This window comes from Candidatus Scalindua japonica, assembly GCF_002443295.1.
Classification (GTDB): domain Bacteria; phylum Planctomycetota; class Brocadiia; order Brocadiales; family Scalinduaceae; genus Scalindua; species Scalindua japonica.
Genome location: NZ_BAOS01000014.1, coordinates 110245 through 126499, shown reverse-complemented (window position 1 = coordinate 126499; position 16255 = coordinate 110245). Strand labels below are relative to the sequence as shown.

General features: G+C 40.4%; 15 protein-coding genes. 8 read left to right on the top strand and 7 right to left on the bottom strand.

Annotated features, from left to right (window positions below; all coding sequences use genetic code 11):
- Positions 1 to 171 precede the first annotated feature (171 nt).
- The 3 genes from SCALIN_RS09375 (at position 172) to SCALIN_RS09365 (ending at position 4977) form a co-directional block, all read left to right on the top strand.
- A complete protein-coding gene (locus SCALIN_RS09375; RefSeq protein ID WP_096894241.1) occupies positions 172 to 351 on the top strand; it encodes a hypothetical protein in 180 nt (59 codons plus the stop codon).
- Positions 352 to 563: 212 nt separating this feature from the next.
- Positions 564 to 3752 (top strand): efflux RND transporter permease subunit, encoded by a 3189-nt coding sequence (locus SCALIN_RS09370; RefSeq protein ID WP_096894240.1) that lies wholly within the window; start codon positions 564 to 566, stop codon positions 3750 to 3752.
- A complete protein-coding gene (locus SCALIN_RS09365) occupies positions 3739 to 4977 on the top strand; it encodes a class I SAM-dependent methyltransferase (RefSeq protein ID WP_162532238.1) in 1239 nt (412 codons plus the stop codon). Before SCALIN_RS09370 ends, SCALIN_RS09365 begins: the two co-directional genes overlap by 14 nt.
- 141 nt (positions 4978 to 5118) lie before the next feature.
- Here the strand turns inward: SCALIN_RS09365 and vapC are convergent, their stop codons facing one another.
- The 6 genes from vapC to SCALIN_RS09335 all read right to left on the bottom strand — a co-directional run bounded on the left by vapC (position 5119) and on the right by SCALIN_RS09335 (position 9412).
- On the bottom strand, positions 5119 to 5520 hold the full coding sequence (gene vapC / locus SCALIN_RS09360) for a type II toxin-antitoxin system tRNA(fMet)-specific endonuclease VapC (RefSeq protein WP_096894238.1): 402 nt from the start codon (positions 5518 to 5520) through the stop codon (positions 5119 to 5121).
- The gene (locus SCALIN_RS09355) at positions 5504 to 5752 is read right to left on the bottom strand and encodes an antitoxin (RefSeq protein WP_096894261.1); all 249 of its coding nucleotides are present in this window, start codon (positions 5750 to 5752) and stop codon (positions 5504 to 5506) included. Before SCALIN_RS09355 ends, vapC begins: the two co-directional genes overlap by 17 nt.
- Positions 5753 to 6131: 379 nt before the next feature.
- Complete coding sequence (locus SCALIN_RS09350) at positions 6132 to 6953, bottom strand: fibronectin type III domain-containing protein (RefSeq protein WP_133111803.1); 822 nt, start codon at positions 6951 to 6953, stop codon at positions 6132 to 6134.
- Entirely contained in the window at positions 6925 to 7353 is a 429-nt protein-coding gene (locus SCALIN_RS09345) for a hypothetical protein (RefSeq protein WP_096894236.1), read from the bottom strand. Before SCALIN_RS09345 ends, SCALIN_RS09350 begins: the two co-directional genes overlap by 29 nt.
- Entirely contained in the window at positions 7350 to 8735 is a 1386-nt protein-coding gene (locus tag SCALIN_RS09340; protein ID WP_096894235.1) for a PASTA domain-containing protein, read from the bottom strand. The genes SCALIN_RS09345 and SCALIN_RS09340 overlap by 4 nt, the downstream gene beginning before the upstream one ends.
- A gap of 20 nt (positions 8736 to 8755) precedes the next feature.
- Entirely contained in the window at positions 8756 to 9412 is a 657-nt protein-coding gene (locus SCALIN_RS09335; protein ID WP_133111801.1) for a hypothetical protein, read from the bottom strand.
- A gap of 348 nt (positions 9413 to 9760) precedes the next feature.
- Here SCALIN_RS09335 and SCALIN_RS09330 point away from each other — a divergent pair, with 348 nt between their 5' ends.
- Positions 9761 to 11320 carry a SulP family inorganic anion transporter gene (locus tag SCALIN_RS09330; protein WP_096894233.1) on the top strand — a complete coding sequence of 520 codons (1560 nt, stop codon included), beginning with the start codon at positions 9761 to 9763 and terminating at the stop codon, positions 11318 to 11320.
- 130 nt (positions 11321 to 11450) lie between these two features.
- Here the strand turns inward: SCALIN_RS09330 and SCALIN_RS09325 are convergent, their stop codons facing one another.
- Positions 11451 to 11870 carry a secondary thiamine-phosphate synthase enzyme YjbQ gene (locus SCALIN_RS09325; RefSeq protein WP_096894232.1) on the bottom strand — a complete coding sequence of 140 codons (420 nt, stop codon included), beginning with the start codon at positions 11868 to 11870 and terminating at the stop codon, positions 11451 to 11453.
- A gap of 402 nt (positions 11871 to 12272) precedes the next feature.
- Here SCALIN_RS09325 and SCALIN_RS09320 point away from each other — a divergent pair, with 402 nt between their 5' ends.
- The 4 genes from SCALIN_RS09320 (at position 12273) to SCALIN_RS09305 (ending at position 16173) form a co-directional block, all read left to right on the top strand.
- Positions 12273 to 13601 carry a YihY/virulence factor BrkB family protein gene (locus tag SCALIN_RS09320; RefSeq protein ID WP_096894231.1) on the top strand — a complete coding sequence of 443 codons (1329 nt, stop codon included), beginning with the start codon at positions 12273 to 12275 and terminating at the stop codon, positions 13599 to 13601.
- Between the two features lie 103 nt (positions 13602 to 13704).
- Positions 13705 to 14256, top strand: a complete 552-nt coding sequence (locus tag SCALIN_RS09315) for a hypothetical protein (RefSeq protein WP_096894230.1) — start codon at positions 13705 to 13707, stop codon at positions 14254 to 14256.
- A gap of 24 nt (positions 14257 to 14280) precedes the next feature.
- Positions 14281 to 14490, top strand: coding sequence for a hypothetical protein (locus SCALIN_RS09310; RefSeq protein WP_096894229.1), 210 nt, complete (start codon positions 14281 to 14283; stop codon positions 14488 to 14490).
- A gap of 681 nt (positions 14491 to 15171) precedes the next feature.
- Positions 15172 to 16173, top strand: a complete 1002-nt coding sequence (locus SCALIN_RS09305; protein WP_096894228.1) for an HD-GYP domain-containing protein — start codon at positions 15172 to 15174, stop codon at positions 16171 to 16173.
- Positions 16174 to 16255 lie beyond the last annotated feature (82 nt).

Below are 16255 nucleotides of genomic sequence, written 5' to 3'. Positions count from 1 at the left end.
GCCGGTTTTTCCTGGCCTCAAATAAGTCTTTTTTTCTTTTTGGACCAAGAGGTACAGGAAAGTCTACCTGGTTAAAAATGGCATATCCCAACGCAATAAATAATAATCGATTTACTTGACCCTGAAGCCTTTCGCCAATATCGATCTTTCCCTGAACGACTAAAGGATCTTGTGCTTGCCAACGAAGAGTGCCGCACGTTTGTCATTGATGAAGTTCAAAAAGTACCCGATCTTCTCAGTGTAGTTCACTCCTTAATTGGCCGCGAAAAAGCGGCGGGCAATGTCCAGGATGATGAGTTCTCAATTATCAGGTTTTTAATTAATATGAAAATTGGCCAACTAACGGATTGAGCAGACGCAGGAAGAAGCACTCCTCTATCCTCGACATTGAAGAAAAGCGAGGCTGGTTTTTCATTCTTACGGTATCCAGTGCACGGAAACTAAAACGCACGGGCATCGATTTGTTGGCCGGGCTGGTACAATTAAAAACTGTGTATCCTTTCATGTCATCGGAGCTTAAGGGTTTTTCTGTTTACTAACATTGAGAGGAACGGTTGTAAGACATGAAGATTGTTGAATTTTCAATAACAAGACGGGTTACTGTTGTAATGTTGATGACCACTCTCGTTATCTTCGGATTAATATCTTATAAGCGACTGCCAATAAACCTGCTGCCGGATATTTCATACCCGACACTTACAGTGCGCACCGAGTATCTCGGAGCGGCCCCCAGTGAAATTGAGAATATTATTTCAAAGCCGATTGAAGACGCGGTGAGTGTGATTTCGGATGTTGTACGTGTAAGTTCCAGATCCAGGTCGGATGTCTCTGAAGTGGTAGTTGAGTTCGCGTGGAAAACCAATATGGACTTTGCTTCGATGGATGTACGTGAGAAGTTGGATCTGATAGACTTGCCTGACGATGCCGAAAGACCTGTACTTATGCGTTTTGACCCATCTCTTGACCCTGTTATGAGGCTATCTCTTTATGGTGGTGAGGACCTCATTTTACTTCGTATTCTGGCCGAAGATGAACTCAAACCGGTACTAGAGGGTTTGTCGGTAGAGAGTGGAATAACAGGAGCAGAGAGTGTCGGTGGTGTTGCTGCTGTAAGAGTGAGTGGTGGGCTTGAAGAGGAGATACATGTTGACCTGGAGAGGTCCAGGTTAGCAAACCTGGGTATACCGATTTCACAGGTTGTTGAGCGTCTCAGTGAAGAGAATATCAACCTTACCGCCGGGAACATTAAGGAGGGGGAGGTTGAATATATCGTAAGGACATTTAATGAGTTCAGGCAGGTGGAAGAGATAAATGAGATTGTCATCGATTTTAAAGACAGTGTTGCTATTAAGGTAAAAGATATTGGAAGTGTAAGCAAAAGTCATAAAGAACGTGATGTGATAACCAGAGTAAACGGAAAAGAGAGCGTTGAAGTTGCTATATTTAAGGAAGCTGACGCAAATACAGTGACAGTAGCTAGATTAGTTAAGGGGCGTTTGGGTGGAATAGAAAAAAAGCTGAGAAAGTTTTCAGATTCAATTAGATTGGATATAACATTCGACCAATCCAAATTTATTGAAAGTTCAATAAAAGAGGTAATTTCCACCGCTCTCTGGGGTGGTGTTTTGGCCGTAATAGTCCTCTTCTTATTTCTCAGAAGTATCAAAAGTACGTTGATTATCGGACTTGCAATTCCTATTTCCATTATATCTACATTCTTCTTCATGTATATATCCGGAGTATCGTTGAATATAATGTCATTAGGTGGTCTGGCTCTTGGCATCGGGATGCTTGTGGATAATGCGATAGTTGTACTGGAAAGTATAGACAGGTATCATAAAAGTGGGCAGAATTCAATTGAATCTGCCAGGAAGGGTGCGAGTGAAGTTGGCAGGGCCGTAATTGCTTCTACTCTTACAACTATATGTGTCTTTATTCCCATAATTTTTGTTAAAGGTATAGCCGGTCAATTGTTCAATGATCAGGCGCTCACCGTTACCTACTCACTCCTGATCTCACTTATTGTTGCTATTACGCTGATTCCGACGCTGTCATCCGTGAGTATCAGGCGAAGAAGGAGTGAAGGTGTTCAAAAAAAAGAACAACAAGATTCTGCTGTGGGCGGCTCTTCCCTGCCATCAAAAATTCTTCATATACTACTCTACCCATTGATCTTCGTGTTTGACGCTGTTTTCAGCAGGGTTACAAAGGCTTATCCGGTGATCCTGGGTTTTGCGCTATCAAATAAATTATCAGTGCTTGTTGTTGCGTTTTCAATACTTTGTGGTTCGTGGTGGCTGTTTATAAATCTGGGCAAGGAGCTTATACCGGAACTGAGCCAGGGTGAGTTTTCTATCAATATTCGAAAACCAACCGGCACTCCACTCGCCGCTACGTTGATTGCCGTTAAGGAGATTGAAGAAGTAGTAAGTAATGATCCGGAGATAGAGAAAATATACACGATATCCGGATCGACCAGTCAAGCGGGTGGGACTATAGCAGAGGAGAGGGAGAATGTTGGAGAAATTAATATAAGTTTGAGAGAGAAATCTAATCGCAGGTTGGAGGAAGATGTAATGGCCAGATTGAGAGAAAGGTTGAAGCCGCTTCCGGCAGTCGAGTATAAATTCCTGCGACCGACCTATTTCAGTTATGCAACGCCGATTGAAGTCGAGATAAAGGGTTATAACCTTAATGTAATTGAAAGGTTATCAGAATCGGTTATGGATGAAATGGAAGAGGTAGAAGGGCTTGCGGATATTAAGTCTACGATAGAGGAGGGGATACCGGAAGTTCAAATTATTTTTGACAGACAAAAACTGTCACAACTTGGATTAAATTTAAACACAATTGCCAATAATGTCCGTGATACTGTTCTTGGCAATGTCAGCACAGAATTTTCTAAAAGAGACAGAAAGATTGATATCCGGGTACGTGCCAGGAAAAAAGATATTGGAAGTGTAGAAGATTTGGAAAATTTAGTAGTAAACCCTGAAGGTGAGAGGCCAATTCTTCTGGCTTCAGTTGCAGCTATTACTGTTAAGAAAAGCCCAGGTGAAATAAGACGTCTTAATCAGGAACGCGTTGCCATAGTGTCCGCAAATCTTGTTGGCAGGGATTTGCGTAGCTCAGTAACTGACATAGAGGATAAGATTTTGAATATAAGGACTCCTGATGGTTATGAGATATGTGTAAGTGGTCAGAGCCGTGAGATGCTTGTGGCATTTTCCAGCATGACCTTTGCAATACTCCTTGCAGTATTTCTGGTTTATATCGTAATGGCGTCACAATTTGAATCACTCCTTAATCCTTTAGTAATATTGTTTACTATACCATTTGCCATGGTTGGTGTGGCAATGGCATTGTTTATAACTGCAAAACCGGTAAGCGTCATAGTATTGATAGGCGTTGTTATGCTGGCAGGTATTGTTGTAAATAATGCGATTATTCTTGTTGATTGCATTAACTCCCGCATCAATGAGGGAATGCCAAGACGTGAAGCTATTATCGAGGGGGGCAAGATACGGCTACGTCCGATAATGATGACGACCACCACTACCATACTTGGGTTACTGCCATTGGCGTTGGGTATGGGAGAAGGTGCGGAGCTCAGGATGCCTATGGGTATTACAGTAATAGGTGGATTACTTTTCTCCACACTCCTTACCCTCATACTGATACCCGTAGTATATGACATTGTTGAAAAGATTAAGGAGTCGGTCTGGAAAGGTCAATTGTATGGAAGAACATAACAAGGACATTGTTGCCAGCCAGTACGAAAAGTGGGTCTATCCGGAACCTGTCAAAGATCTGGCAGAAGAGAGGGCTAAGGGAAGGGCTGATGCTACAAGTGTCCGAATGGTACATTTGATGTATTGGCCTGACGGTAGCTATTTAAAACGTTACAACAAAAAGCTTGATATTCTTATAGCGGGTTGTGGTGCCAATGCGGCGGCAAGATTTGCTTATGAACATCCGAGATCTACTGTTACAGGAATTGATCTCAGCACTGCCAGTCTGAAACATGAAGAGTTTCTCAAAGAGAAGCATGGTTTAACTAACCTGACTCTGCATCAGATGCGTATAGAATCGGTATCTGAACTTGGTCAGGAATTTGATTTTATAGAATCCTCCGGTGTGCTGCATCACCTGCCGGACCCACAGGCCGGTCTTGCTTCACTTAAAAGCGTTCTGAAGCCTGATGGCGTCATGGCGCTTATGCTTTATGGTCTTTACGGCCGTGCCGGAACGTATATGCTTCAATCTCTTTTTCACCAGCTGGGATTTGAACAGGGAGATGAAGATGTTCAGTCGGTTAAGCAGGCCTTGCAGGATCTGCATCCGCAACATCTCGCACATCACTACATAGATAATAACAGCGACATGAGGTTTGATGCCGGAATAGTAGACTCTTTTCTGCATGGGATGGACAGGCCGTATACCGTCCAGGATTGCCTGGAATTTGTTGAACATGGGGGGATGGTATTTCGAGGCTGGATTAACAGATATGATTACTATCCTGAAGGTCAGATTCCGGAGAGCAGCCCTCTTTTCTCACGAATACAATCCTTGCCGGAAGAAGATATCTGGAAGGTAATGGAGCTTCTTCACAGCCAGATCCGAATGCATCTGTTTTATGTCGGTAAAAAAGAGGTCCTGCCTGAATCATACATCATTGACTTTGACGGACCACGGTTTCCTGATATTATTCCTCACCAGCGTATACATGAATTTACCGCTGCTGATCCTGCGGCAGACAAACCTGCCATGATCACTCGTAAGCCTTATCCACCGGTTTCACTCAACGAAAGTCAGACAGGAATATTTCATCTGTTTAACGGCAAAAATACCGTTAAGGAAATCGTATCAAATTGTGGAGTAAGAGAGACGGAAGAAAACCTGACTCTTTTTATCCGCAACTTCCTCCTGAGCCTGTGGCGCATGGGACACGTGTATATTCAGATTCCGGAAGTATAGGGGGGGGGCGATACATTCGTAAAAAAGTAAAGACGTTATTGTTCTTGTGGATTTTGCGAGAATATTATCTTAGATGTAATGTGTGCTATGGAACACTATTTCACGTTTTTAAGGTGGACTAGTTATTTTAGTGTCTCTTTGTTATTTTGTCCAATTTTCTATATTTAGTCCTTTTACCCGTTTAAATTCTTTATCGTTATTTGTAATTAACACTAGCTGTTCGGTTAAAGAATGTGCTGCTATCAATAAATCCAACGGGCCAATAATTTTTCCTGTCTTCTCAAGTTGAGAACGTATTTCACCATAAGTAATGGTATGCCTTTCATCAAAAGGCAATATTTCAAATGGAATGAGAAATTCATTTAATCGGGTTTGATTTTTTTCTTTCTTTTTGCTCTTTGATACACCATATTGGAGTTCTGCAAGTGTAATTGATGAAATTCCTATATCTCCAATAGGAAATTGTTTTAATTTTTGAATCAAGTGGAGTGGCCTTTGGTTCATGAGATAAATACAAATATTAGTATCAATCAAATAACGCATCTATCTCTTTTCTTTTTTGCTGGCTGGTTGGTTGATTTCTTTCTTCCATAAAAGAGTCATTATATTTTTGAAGATTTTGCTCCCAGGTTTCCCATACTGATTGGTCTTTTGGAATCAGGAGTATCCCTTCGGCTGTTTTCTTAATAAACACCTCCGTTCCATCTAATCGACAGGATTTGGGAAGTCTTACGGCCTGACTTCGTCCATTCATAAATAGTTTTGCGGTTTTCATAATGTATATTCCCTTGGATTTGTAATATACCAACCAGTATATACCTTCAGGATTGCATGTCAAGAAATATCTCAAAATTTATAGAGGGGGCAGGGTTTTTTATTGTTCAGATCTTTTGAAATAATCAGGCCGGGTCTTAGTTTGAACTCCTTCAATTTTTCTGATGGCATTGGGACTTTACAGATGACTATATTTCCTCTATTTAACTTCATCTTTAAAGACCTCATCATAAATGTCTTTTTTACAACTCAGCCAATCTTTATAAGCATCTGAATCCATCTGCATTTTTAATTTCTCCTTTCCTGTCTATTTCTTACATAGAGTATTATTTGACATTTTGAAAGATTTGACCTACTCTTTTCAGATCACATTGTAATGCTTATCTTCTTCGTCTTCTTCTTGCTCCTGGTGTGGCACATGTCTCATTGGAAACCAATGATTTCTGACCTTTATCATTTACATATAATACTTTGTAACAATATTCAACCCCATTTGTAAGGTTGATGTCTACATAGGCACAATAGTCGGTAAAATGCTCATCCTTGATCAGTTCATAATCTTCGTTGCCATTCTTCCTGTATATCATATAGTGTTCCGCTCCTGGTACCGGCGTCCAGAGAATTTGGACCTTGCCGGATTTAGCCCTCGCGCGCAGGTCCTGGATAGGAGGCAGGTCAGGCATTACAGATGATGACTCTAAAGCATAAATCCCGTTATTAGAACCAATAATAAGTTCCAGCTTACCGTTACCTGTAACATCAGAAATTGCGAACCTGTTAAGAAAATCAGTGTTAGATTTCATTGGAAAGAATTCTCCCACATTCCATTTGCCGATCTCAGACAGATCTTCTCCATTAAGCACCCTGATATCACCTGAGCTGGATTGGTGAACAATTATTTCATCTTTACCGTCTCCATCAAAATCTGTAGAACCAATGACCCTCCCAATCCCATATTCTTCAACTGTTGTCGTAAAAGAGGAACTATCAATTATTGATACAGTTTCACTATCATAAGCAGACATCGCTATCTCCTTAATGCCATCATTATTGATGTCATTTATAACAGTCCCGAGAGGGAACCATCCGTTGGCTGACCCTTGCCAGGAGGAAAGCATCTCACCAGTAGTAGAAACGTTATATAAATGTTGTATACCCGTGTAGTATACCGAGTCATGCCCCTCTAAACAGTACCTCCGCAAAACCGTCACCGTTAAGGTCAGGCATCATCGCTGAATTGTACCCATTGGGGTTAGTTAATTGATTCCACGTACTTATCTGTTTAATAAATTGTGAATTAATGGTTGCGGGACTGGAAGTAATATCAGCTTCAACAAGTATACCGAACAAATCAAGGTCTGTAGTCCTATTTACAAATGCGCCGTTGTGTGGAGTTCCCCATGGCAGCGCTATCTTAAGCTTGCCATCATTGTCAGTAGGACCACAACCAAATGTACTCCATATACCACCACCACCTGTTGCAAAGTACGAGTCCTCTTCTCCCGAACTGTATCTGAGAATACCTACACCACGAGGTGACAAACTTAATCCAGATCCGTAACCCACGATTAAATAATCAACGTAATGGGTTAATACAATCATATAGCTATCAAATCCGCTTTGTCCTCTATCCAGGGTCTTATCAAATGTTCCATCCGAATTGTATATGTCACTTTGAGATGATTTTCATTATCTTTATAAGTGACAAAGACCTCTGGCTGCAAATCACCATCAATATCTCCAATATAGCAGAGACGTGGTGAAGTCTGTTGCTTCCATAATTCAATTCCTTGACCGTCATAAGCAACCAGTACCGTACCATCCGAAGCAACAATATCAAGGACCTCATCACCATTTAGATCTGATGTCAGAACAACAGAGTTGTTCAGATCTGGTTTTTGCCATAGCAGGTTTAACCCACCAGGGTTTGGACTGGCATCAAACGGATAATTAGATGTACCGCCAGGATCAAACCCCTTACGCCGCCACCCTTTACCATCTTCATAATTGGTATCATAAGAGATTACCAGATCCACAGCGCTACCTACCGTAACTTCAGTTCCACCAACGGGGGTCTGTCCCATAATTTGACCAACAGGTATGGTATTACTCATTGCAGTACTTACACTTCCAATTACAAGCCTCGCTGCATTAATTACTTCTTGTGCCTCTGAGAGTGTCAACTCAGTTACTACCGGCACAGCAACAGGCGCCTGGCCGATGGAAATCGTTATATGTACTTCTGAGCCAACTGTAACCTCAGTACCAGGTCCCGGGTCCTGAGATATCACGCAATCAGCAGGAACGGTATCTGAATATTGCGTATCTATTGTTCCCAAAACAAGCTCAGCTTCTGATAATATTGTCTCAATCGCATCGATCTGACACTGTCCTTCCAGTAAAGGTACTGTCCTTATCTCAGAGACAGCAGAAATAACAAGACTAACAGTATCGCCCACCTCCGCAATAGTTCCCGCAAGAGGATACTGGCTGATCACATGGTCTTTCGGGACTACTTCACTGTATCCAATAGTTACTGTTCCCACTGTGAGATCACTGCCAGTAATGGTCTCTTCCGCCTCACCCTGTTCCATTCCTGTTACATCAGGAACAACTATGATTAATACTACTGAAAATTCGATATCAACCTGGGTACTGCCAAACACTTCTGTTCCGGGTGCGGGATTTTGACTAACAACTTTATCATATTTTTCGTTTTCATTTAGCCCAGGTGTTTTGGCACCAACTATAAGCCCAACTCCTGTAATAGCAGCTTCCGCATCAGCTTCAGAAAGGCCAATAACATCAGGCACAATAATTATTTCACACACATCACCAACACCATCATTATCCAGATCTTCCTGGGTGGGATTGGGTATGTCTTTACAGTTATCATCGCAATCAATAATATTGCCACCCTTGCATGGATTAATGTCTATACCATCAGTGACGCCGTCACCATCTGTATCTGTTTTCAATGCCATAGATGTGACGTCAGAGGAGACTACTTCCGCTTTACCACTTTCAACAGGGATATTAATGGAAATATATGTATTACCCAGGGCCCCCCCCCAATCAGTCTCAATGCTGTACTTTCATTACCTTTCAGATCCATGCTCTCATGAGCATTTTTATCGAATACATTATTTAAATCAAGTATAGTTGCCGGGGAGAGAGTACCCATTCCAACGAAGGCAGAAATTGGATAATCAGCGCCGGCGATGTCCAACACTATCAGCGCCCCGTCAGCGATTGTAACACCGTCTTCCTGAAATACATCTATTGTTAACAGATCGTTTGTAAATGGCACCTCGTCCTCACCCGACGTAATTGTCCTTTTGACCAGGATTTCTGTTGTCACAGAAGGCAGAGGAGTGGTGACCGGATACACACGATCATTACCACCTCCTTTAGAAGTGGTTGTCGTGCGGTAATAATATGTTGTGCCGGAAGTAAGCCCGGTGACGGTAACTTTGAGTACCCCCAGGTCTTCCGCGGGAGGGTAGTTTTGACTGACATTTGTGACAGAAACTGAGATGGGATTAAGACCGTCCGGGTCTGAAAACACCTCAAGTTGAGGTATAAATGGTCCATCAGCCATCCATACAACTGAGAATGAACGGGTGCTAACATCCGTAGCCATTGTTTTACTTACAGACACTCCCCACGCATCGGACTGTAAGCTCCAGGTTGCAAAGAAAATAAAAGAAAGGAATAATGATAAGTCGTTGGTGTATTCTGATTTTCAGGGGCAATGGAATATTACTGTTGACACGAAAATTTAAATACCATAAAATTGCATTTTGTTTCTTTGTGTGCATAAATGCAGTAAGAACTTTTTCCACCTTATTCCTATTCAGGCACAGGGCGTTTTATAACTTAGAAATTTTTTTCTGTCTATCAGATTTGGTGACTTATGTAAAGGGCACTTCACTCTCCTCTGTTTTTTTGTATGCATAACACATCTGTATTTCCTTTAAGATAATAGTATTATTATATTTGTAATACCATGTTTAACGTCTATATTCAAAGACAAGTTAATATAAAGGACGATTTGCTGTCCGGTCTTACTGTCGCGCTGGCATTAGTACCGGAGGCGGTTGCGTTTTCCTTTGTTGCCGGCGTCGATCCTCTGGTCGGTTTATATGCGGCCTTCATAGTAGGGCTTATCACTGCAGTAGGCGGAGGCAGGCCGGGGATGATCTCAGGCGCTACAGGTGCTCTGGCTGTAGTGATGATTGAACTTGTCGCGAAGAACGGAGTTGAATATCTATTTGCGGCGGTTGTATTGATGGGAATTATTCAGATAACCGCGGGGATTTTACGTCTGGGTAAGTATATCAGTCTGGTGCCTCATCCTGTTATGCTGGGGTTTGTCAATGGTCTTGCGATTGTAATTTTTCTCTCTCAGTTGAGACATTTTAAGTTGTCCGGTGAAGGGAATGTGTTGGCATGGATGCAGGGCGAAACGTTATATCTTATGATAGGGCTGGTTGTAGCGACAATGGTTATCATTCATTTTCTACCTCGGTTGACACGCGCGGTCCCAGCACCACTGATTGCTATTTTAGTGATTTCTGCAGTAGTGATTGGATTTAATGTAGATACGCTTCAGGTAAAAGACATGGCATCTGTTGCCGGAGGGTTGCCACAATTTCACATTCCCATGATTCCTCTGAACTGGCATACTCTGAGTGTCATCTGGCCCTATTCCCTTATTCTTGCGGCAATTGGTCTTCTGGAGTCTCTGATGACATTGTCACTGGTGGATGAAATAACAGAGACTCGCGGACAGAGCAACAGGGAGTGCTTTGGACAGGGTATCGCAAATGTAGTTGCAGGTTTCTTTGGTACAATGGGAGGATGTGCCATGATAGGACAAAGCATGATAAATGTAAATTCCGGTGGTCGGGGCAGGTTATCCGGTATTTCTGCCGCGATTTTTCTTCTTTTGTGTATTCTATTTGGGTCGAAGTATATTGAAATGATCCCACTTGCCGCATTGGTAGGGGTTATGTTTATGGTTGTTTTGAGTACTTTCGAATGGTCATGCATCCGTATTGTTCACAAGATGCCACGTGCCGACGCGTTCGTATTAGTCCTCGTCTCGGGTGTAACGGTGTTTACCGATCTTGCGATTGCGGTGGCTGCGGGTGTTATCGTTTCCGCGTTGGTTTTTGCGTGGAAAAGCGGAAAGACTATCCAACTGAATTTACTCGTAGAAACGCCAAGGTTATGTGTATATGGACTGTCTGGTCCATTGTTTTTCGGATCAGTGCGAAAATTTCTTGAATCTTTTGATCCGCATAAGGACCCGGATAATGTAGTCATAGATTTCAGGCATTCAAAGGTGTGCGACCAGTCAGGGCTTGAAGCGATCAAATCACTCTCAGATCGATATTTTAATATAGGTAAACGGCTACACCTGAAACATCTCAGCGATGAATGCCGAAGCTTCCTGAAAAGTATGGAAGTATTTGTCGGTGTAAATGTTATCAAAAAACCACAATTCCGCATGGTACAAAGTCATGAACGGTTGAGTCTGGCGCTGCCGGAGACCGAGCCGTAAGAAACTGTCAGGATGAACAGCATGGACAAACAAGTTTGTCCATGCTGCCTTTACGTAATATTTTAAAATGGTTTTTGAATAACAGGATGTCCACAGAGATATTCAATAACCAATTTGCAAACACAAATTTTTATTCACCAATAATTTTCACCAGGACCCTCTTTCTCCGTCTGCCATCAAACTCTCCATAGAATATCTGTTCCCATGGCCCAAAGTCTAATCTGCCTTCGGTGATGGCGACAACGACTTCACGACCCATAACCTGACGCTTGAGGTGCGCGTCTCCATTATCCTCTCCCGTATTGTTATGACGGTATTGTGAAAGTGGCTCGTGAGGCGCCAGCTTTTCCAGCCACTCCTCATAATCGTAATGAAGGCCGGATTCATCGTCATTTATAAAGACAGAAGCGGTAATATGCATGGCATTAACCAGGACGAGCCCTTCTCGTATACCGCTCTGTTTGAGACAGGAATTTACTTCAGGAGTAATGTTTATAAACTCCCTTCTCTTTGTAACGTTAAACGATAACTCTTTTCGATAGCTTTTCATTTCAACACACTCCTTTATACTATAAAAGTTAAAAGCACCTACTCGCCTGAATGACGAAATCGGGCAGAAAGTTTGAAGTGGGCTAAAGTTGTGGTAGAAAACAAATCTTTTTTTTCCTTTAGTCACTCGTTTGAACTGTTAATTATAACGGTTGACAACTCATTTCACCATACTATAGAATAAGCAAAATAAGTTAAAAACGTTTACCCGCGTGAATAACGTAGTCTGGTATGAAGTTTGAAGTGAGCTAAAGTTATGGAAGAATTTTTTATTATGTTAAGCACTTTTCTTGCCTGCCAGCAAGAATACATCAAGATGTTTCAAAATTGATTTTCTGGCCGACTTCTTTATTCAGGCGGGTGGCTATGCCGCAATATGTTATCTGGTGAGGTTTCTTATCATATGAAAACTATGTTATCAGAAATTATTGATTATGTCACAACTGACATATGGAGAATTCGCCTACAAGACCATCCTCGTAAGAAAATATTCTTGATTACGCAGCTTAGAGTTGTGATACTGGCATTTCGTGGATTTTATGAAGATAAATGTACTTTAAGAGCATCTGCTCTAACCTTCTACTCACTGCTCTCAATTGTTCCTGTAGTTGCTCTGATATTTGGTATAGCGAAAGGGTTTGGTTCTGATCAGGCCCTGGAAAATCAACTCTTGAAAAAATTTCCAGGTCAGGAAGAGGTGCTTGTGCAGGTTATGGGATTTGCCCGTTCTCTTCTCGAACAAACTAAAGGAGGGATGGTGGCCGGTATAGGTCTGGCAGTACTTTTCTGGATAGTAATTAAATTGTTAAGCAATATTGAGCATTCATTTAATGACATCTGGGGAATTAAGAAATCACGAAGTACCGTCAGGAAGATAACAGATTACATATCTATAATGCTGATTTGCCCTGTTCTTATCATTGTATCAAGTGGTATAACAGTATTTTTGATTACCCAGATTACTCTTATAACTGAGCGGTTTGCCTTTTTAGGATTCTTCAGTCCTCTGATATTTCTTTCGTTTAAACTACTTCCTTACTGCGCAATCTGTGGGGCTTTTACTTTTATTTATATCTTTATGCCTAACACAAAGGTCAGGTTCCTGTATGGTGTGATAGCAGGTGCGATTGCGGCGGTAGCTTATCAAGTAGCGCAATGGGGCTATATCTACTCTCAGGTTGGTGTAGCGCAGTATAATGCTATTTATGGAAGCTTTGCCGCATTACCTCTCTTTTTAATCTGGTTACAGATTAGCTGGTTGATCGTCCTTTTTGGAGCAGAAATTTCTTTTGCTCTTCAGAATATAGACACATATGAGTTTGAACCTGACTGTTCACGTGTAAGTCTCTCATACAAGAGATTACTTGCGTTACAGATAACTCACTTAATAATAAAGAATTTTTCTGATGAAGTCAAACCTTTGACCGCAAGCAAGATTTCTCATACCCTGGAAATACCCATTCGGTTGGTACATCAGATTCTCTATGAATTAGTTGAGTGTGGGATTGCCGTTGAAACCAATATTGAAGAGGACCAGGAGTTTGCATACCAGCCTGCATGTACCATTACTTTGCTTACCATAAAGCACGTAATTGATGCTCTGGATAAAAACGGGACTAACGATATACCTGTCGCACAAAACAGGGAGTTAAAGATATTAACAAGTACTCTGGACACGTTTAATGATACAATTGAAAAATCTTCTGCCAATAAACTCTTAAAAGATATATAAAAGTTTTCCACTGTACACCGCATTTATCCGTGTAAGTTGACATAATCTGTTTCAGTAGTATAATGGAACCTTTCAATACTTCTATATATTGTTATTAAAAAAAATGAATAAATTCGTTCATATCATAGCCTTTACTATCCTGGTAATATTTATAGTAAATGGACCAAAAGATGTTTCTGCGGAAATCGTTGTAGTCCATGCAGACCAGGCATGGCAAATGACAGATATCATCCTGAAAAAAAACCATATTATAAATTGGGAAGTAAAAGAGGATGATTACTGGAGTTTTAATTCAACAATGTTTCCCGATGGACATACTGCAGATGGAATACCTGTTCCTGCTTTAGAAAGTTATTCTTTGCCTGGAGAGAACATCGGTATGCTTCTTGGCAAAATTAATGATGATATGGTCCTCTCAATGGGCCTGTCAGGATCTGCGTATGTTTTACCCGGTGATGAGGGTAATTATTTATATCTATCCATGAATGATGACTTAATTGGTAAGTTCGGGGAAGGGTTCAGAGACAACAGTGATGAAATAACGGTTACGATAACACAAACTCCAAGAAATATTGTCAATATTGGAGTTTTCGTTATTGATGGCAGTCCAGACCTGTCATCTATTACAGATAATATCCAGGAGGTTATTGATTAAGAGGGCATTGATGCAGATATTAGTTTGTTTATTCTGGAAACACCGGAAGATGCAAGACGATTACATTTTATCGGTTCTCCCACAGTGAGAATCAATGGAAGAGATTTAGAACCGAATATGCAAGCCATTAAAAATTATGGTTTGAGAAGTCGTCATTATTGTGTAGATGGGAAAAAAGTGGATTTTCCAACTAAAAGTATGATAAGAGACGCAATCAATAAGACAAAAAAATAGTAATAGCTTTTTTTGTAAAACTCAACATATCCATTCATTTTTGATTTAACCTGCCTGAATATGCACGACAAAAAATAATTACCCCAAAAACGCTGGGTATTATTAACAATATTAATGACAAGTTGAAACAGTAATAACTGTCTTTTAACAAAATCCACAAAACACACTCAGTGGATAAGACGTTAGTATGTTGGTGCTTGCCACAAACATTTCTCTGTACTATTTGTTTACTATATTTATCAATCGTTTGGGTACAATATTAGCTAACCTTGACACTCCTGGTACACACAAATACTTAAGATGTTTGCATAAATGTGTATCGGTATAATAAGAGCAAAGTAAAAGGTTTTTAAAAAATGTTGTAAATATAAACAATTCTATAAAATAATATAGAATGAATTGAGTTGTCACCTGAAAAATTCTTGCGGCCATGTATTAAAGACAAATATTTGCAATATTGATACTTATAGCAAATTGCTTGTTTCTTTTAGTCTGTTGTTTGTATGTTTTATGCGATAGGCATGAAATTAGCGACAATGACTCTTGTTGGCAAACAAACAGAGAAAAAATCTTGTAAGAAGTATTATAAACAAAAATAAACGATATAAAATGTTCTCTTATTCCAAATGTACTAATACCTTTGAATTAGTATCTATATCAAGAAAGTTCTACAAATTCTGAATGAGTGAATACATAGCCATAACAAAAAATGCTTTAGTTGAAGGCACTAAGATAGAGTTTGATTTGTTTTTGAGAAATGATTTTAACGGCCGCTCAAGATATATCTTATTCTGCCGAGGAAACCAACTCTTCAGCCCTCAGTTGAGAGAAGAGTTATTAAACAAAAAGGTAGAACAATTCTATATCTCCTCAGAAGACACAGACAAATACTTAATATACCAGGAACAAAATCTTAACCAAATCGTTACGGATAGCAGTAAAAGTTCTTTACAAAAATCAGGAGCACTTTATCAAGTTGCAAAAAATTTAACTCGTGATATCATGGCAGATCCAATACCAACCCAGACAGTCAAACGGGCTTCTGCCTGGGTCGGTAACACCATTACCCACATTATTCAAAATGAAAACACGTTCTCCAGCTTGTTTGAAGTTACCTCTCGTGATTATCATATTTATACACATTCTATTAATACCTCAGTAATCGGATTACTTTTTGGAAAATATCTTGCTTTAGATTCTAAGGAATTGAAAAATCTGGGAACGGGCCTGCTTCTACATGATATTGGTAAGACAAAAATCCCATCAGAGATAATAAATAATCGTAGAAATCTTACGAGTCAAGAATTCGGTATAATAAAAAAACACCCTAAATTGGGACTGAACATTTTAGATCAATTCATAAATATTGATGGTGCGTCACTGAAAATTGTTGTTCAACACCACGAAAATAATGATGGTACAGGATATCCTTATGGAATCGGAGGTAATGAAATTCATCTATTTGGTCATATTTCCCGTATAGTTGACTCATATGATGCAATGACATCCAACCGACCATATGCGTCCGCAATGAAGCCATTTGCGACACTGGCAGAAATTAAAAAAGAGATGCAGGGCTGCTTTGACGATGAATTGTTGAAAGAGTTTATCTGCTTTCTTGGGCTTAAAGATCCTCGCAAAAAACCCAGAGATGATAATATATTGCAGATGAATACGTCCTAAGTAAAATAGCCTATTCGAACAATTTGTATACCGTCTTACAAACGATACTGTGACAATAAAAAAACACAAAAGAGATAAACGT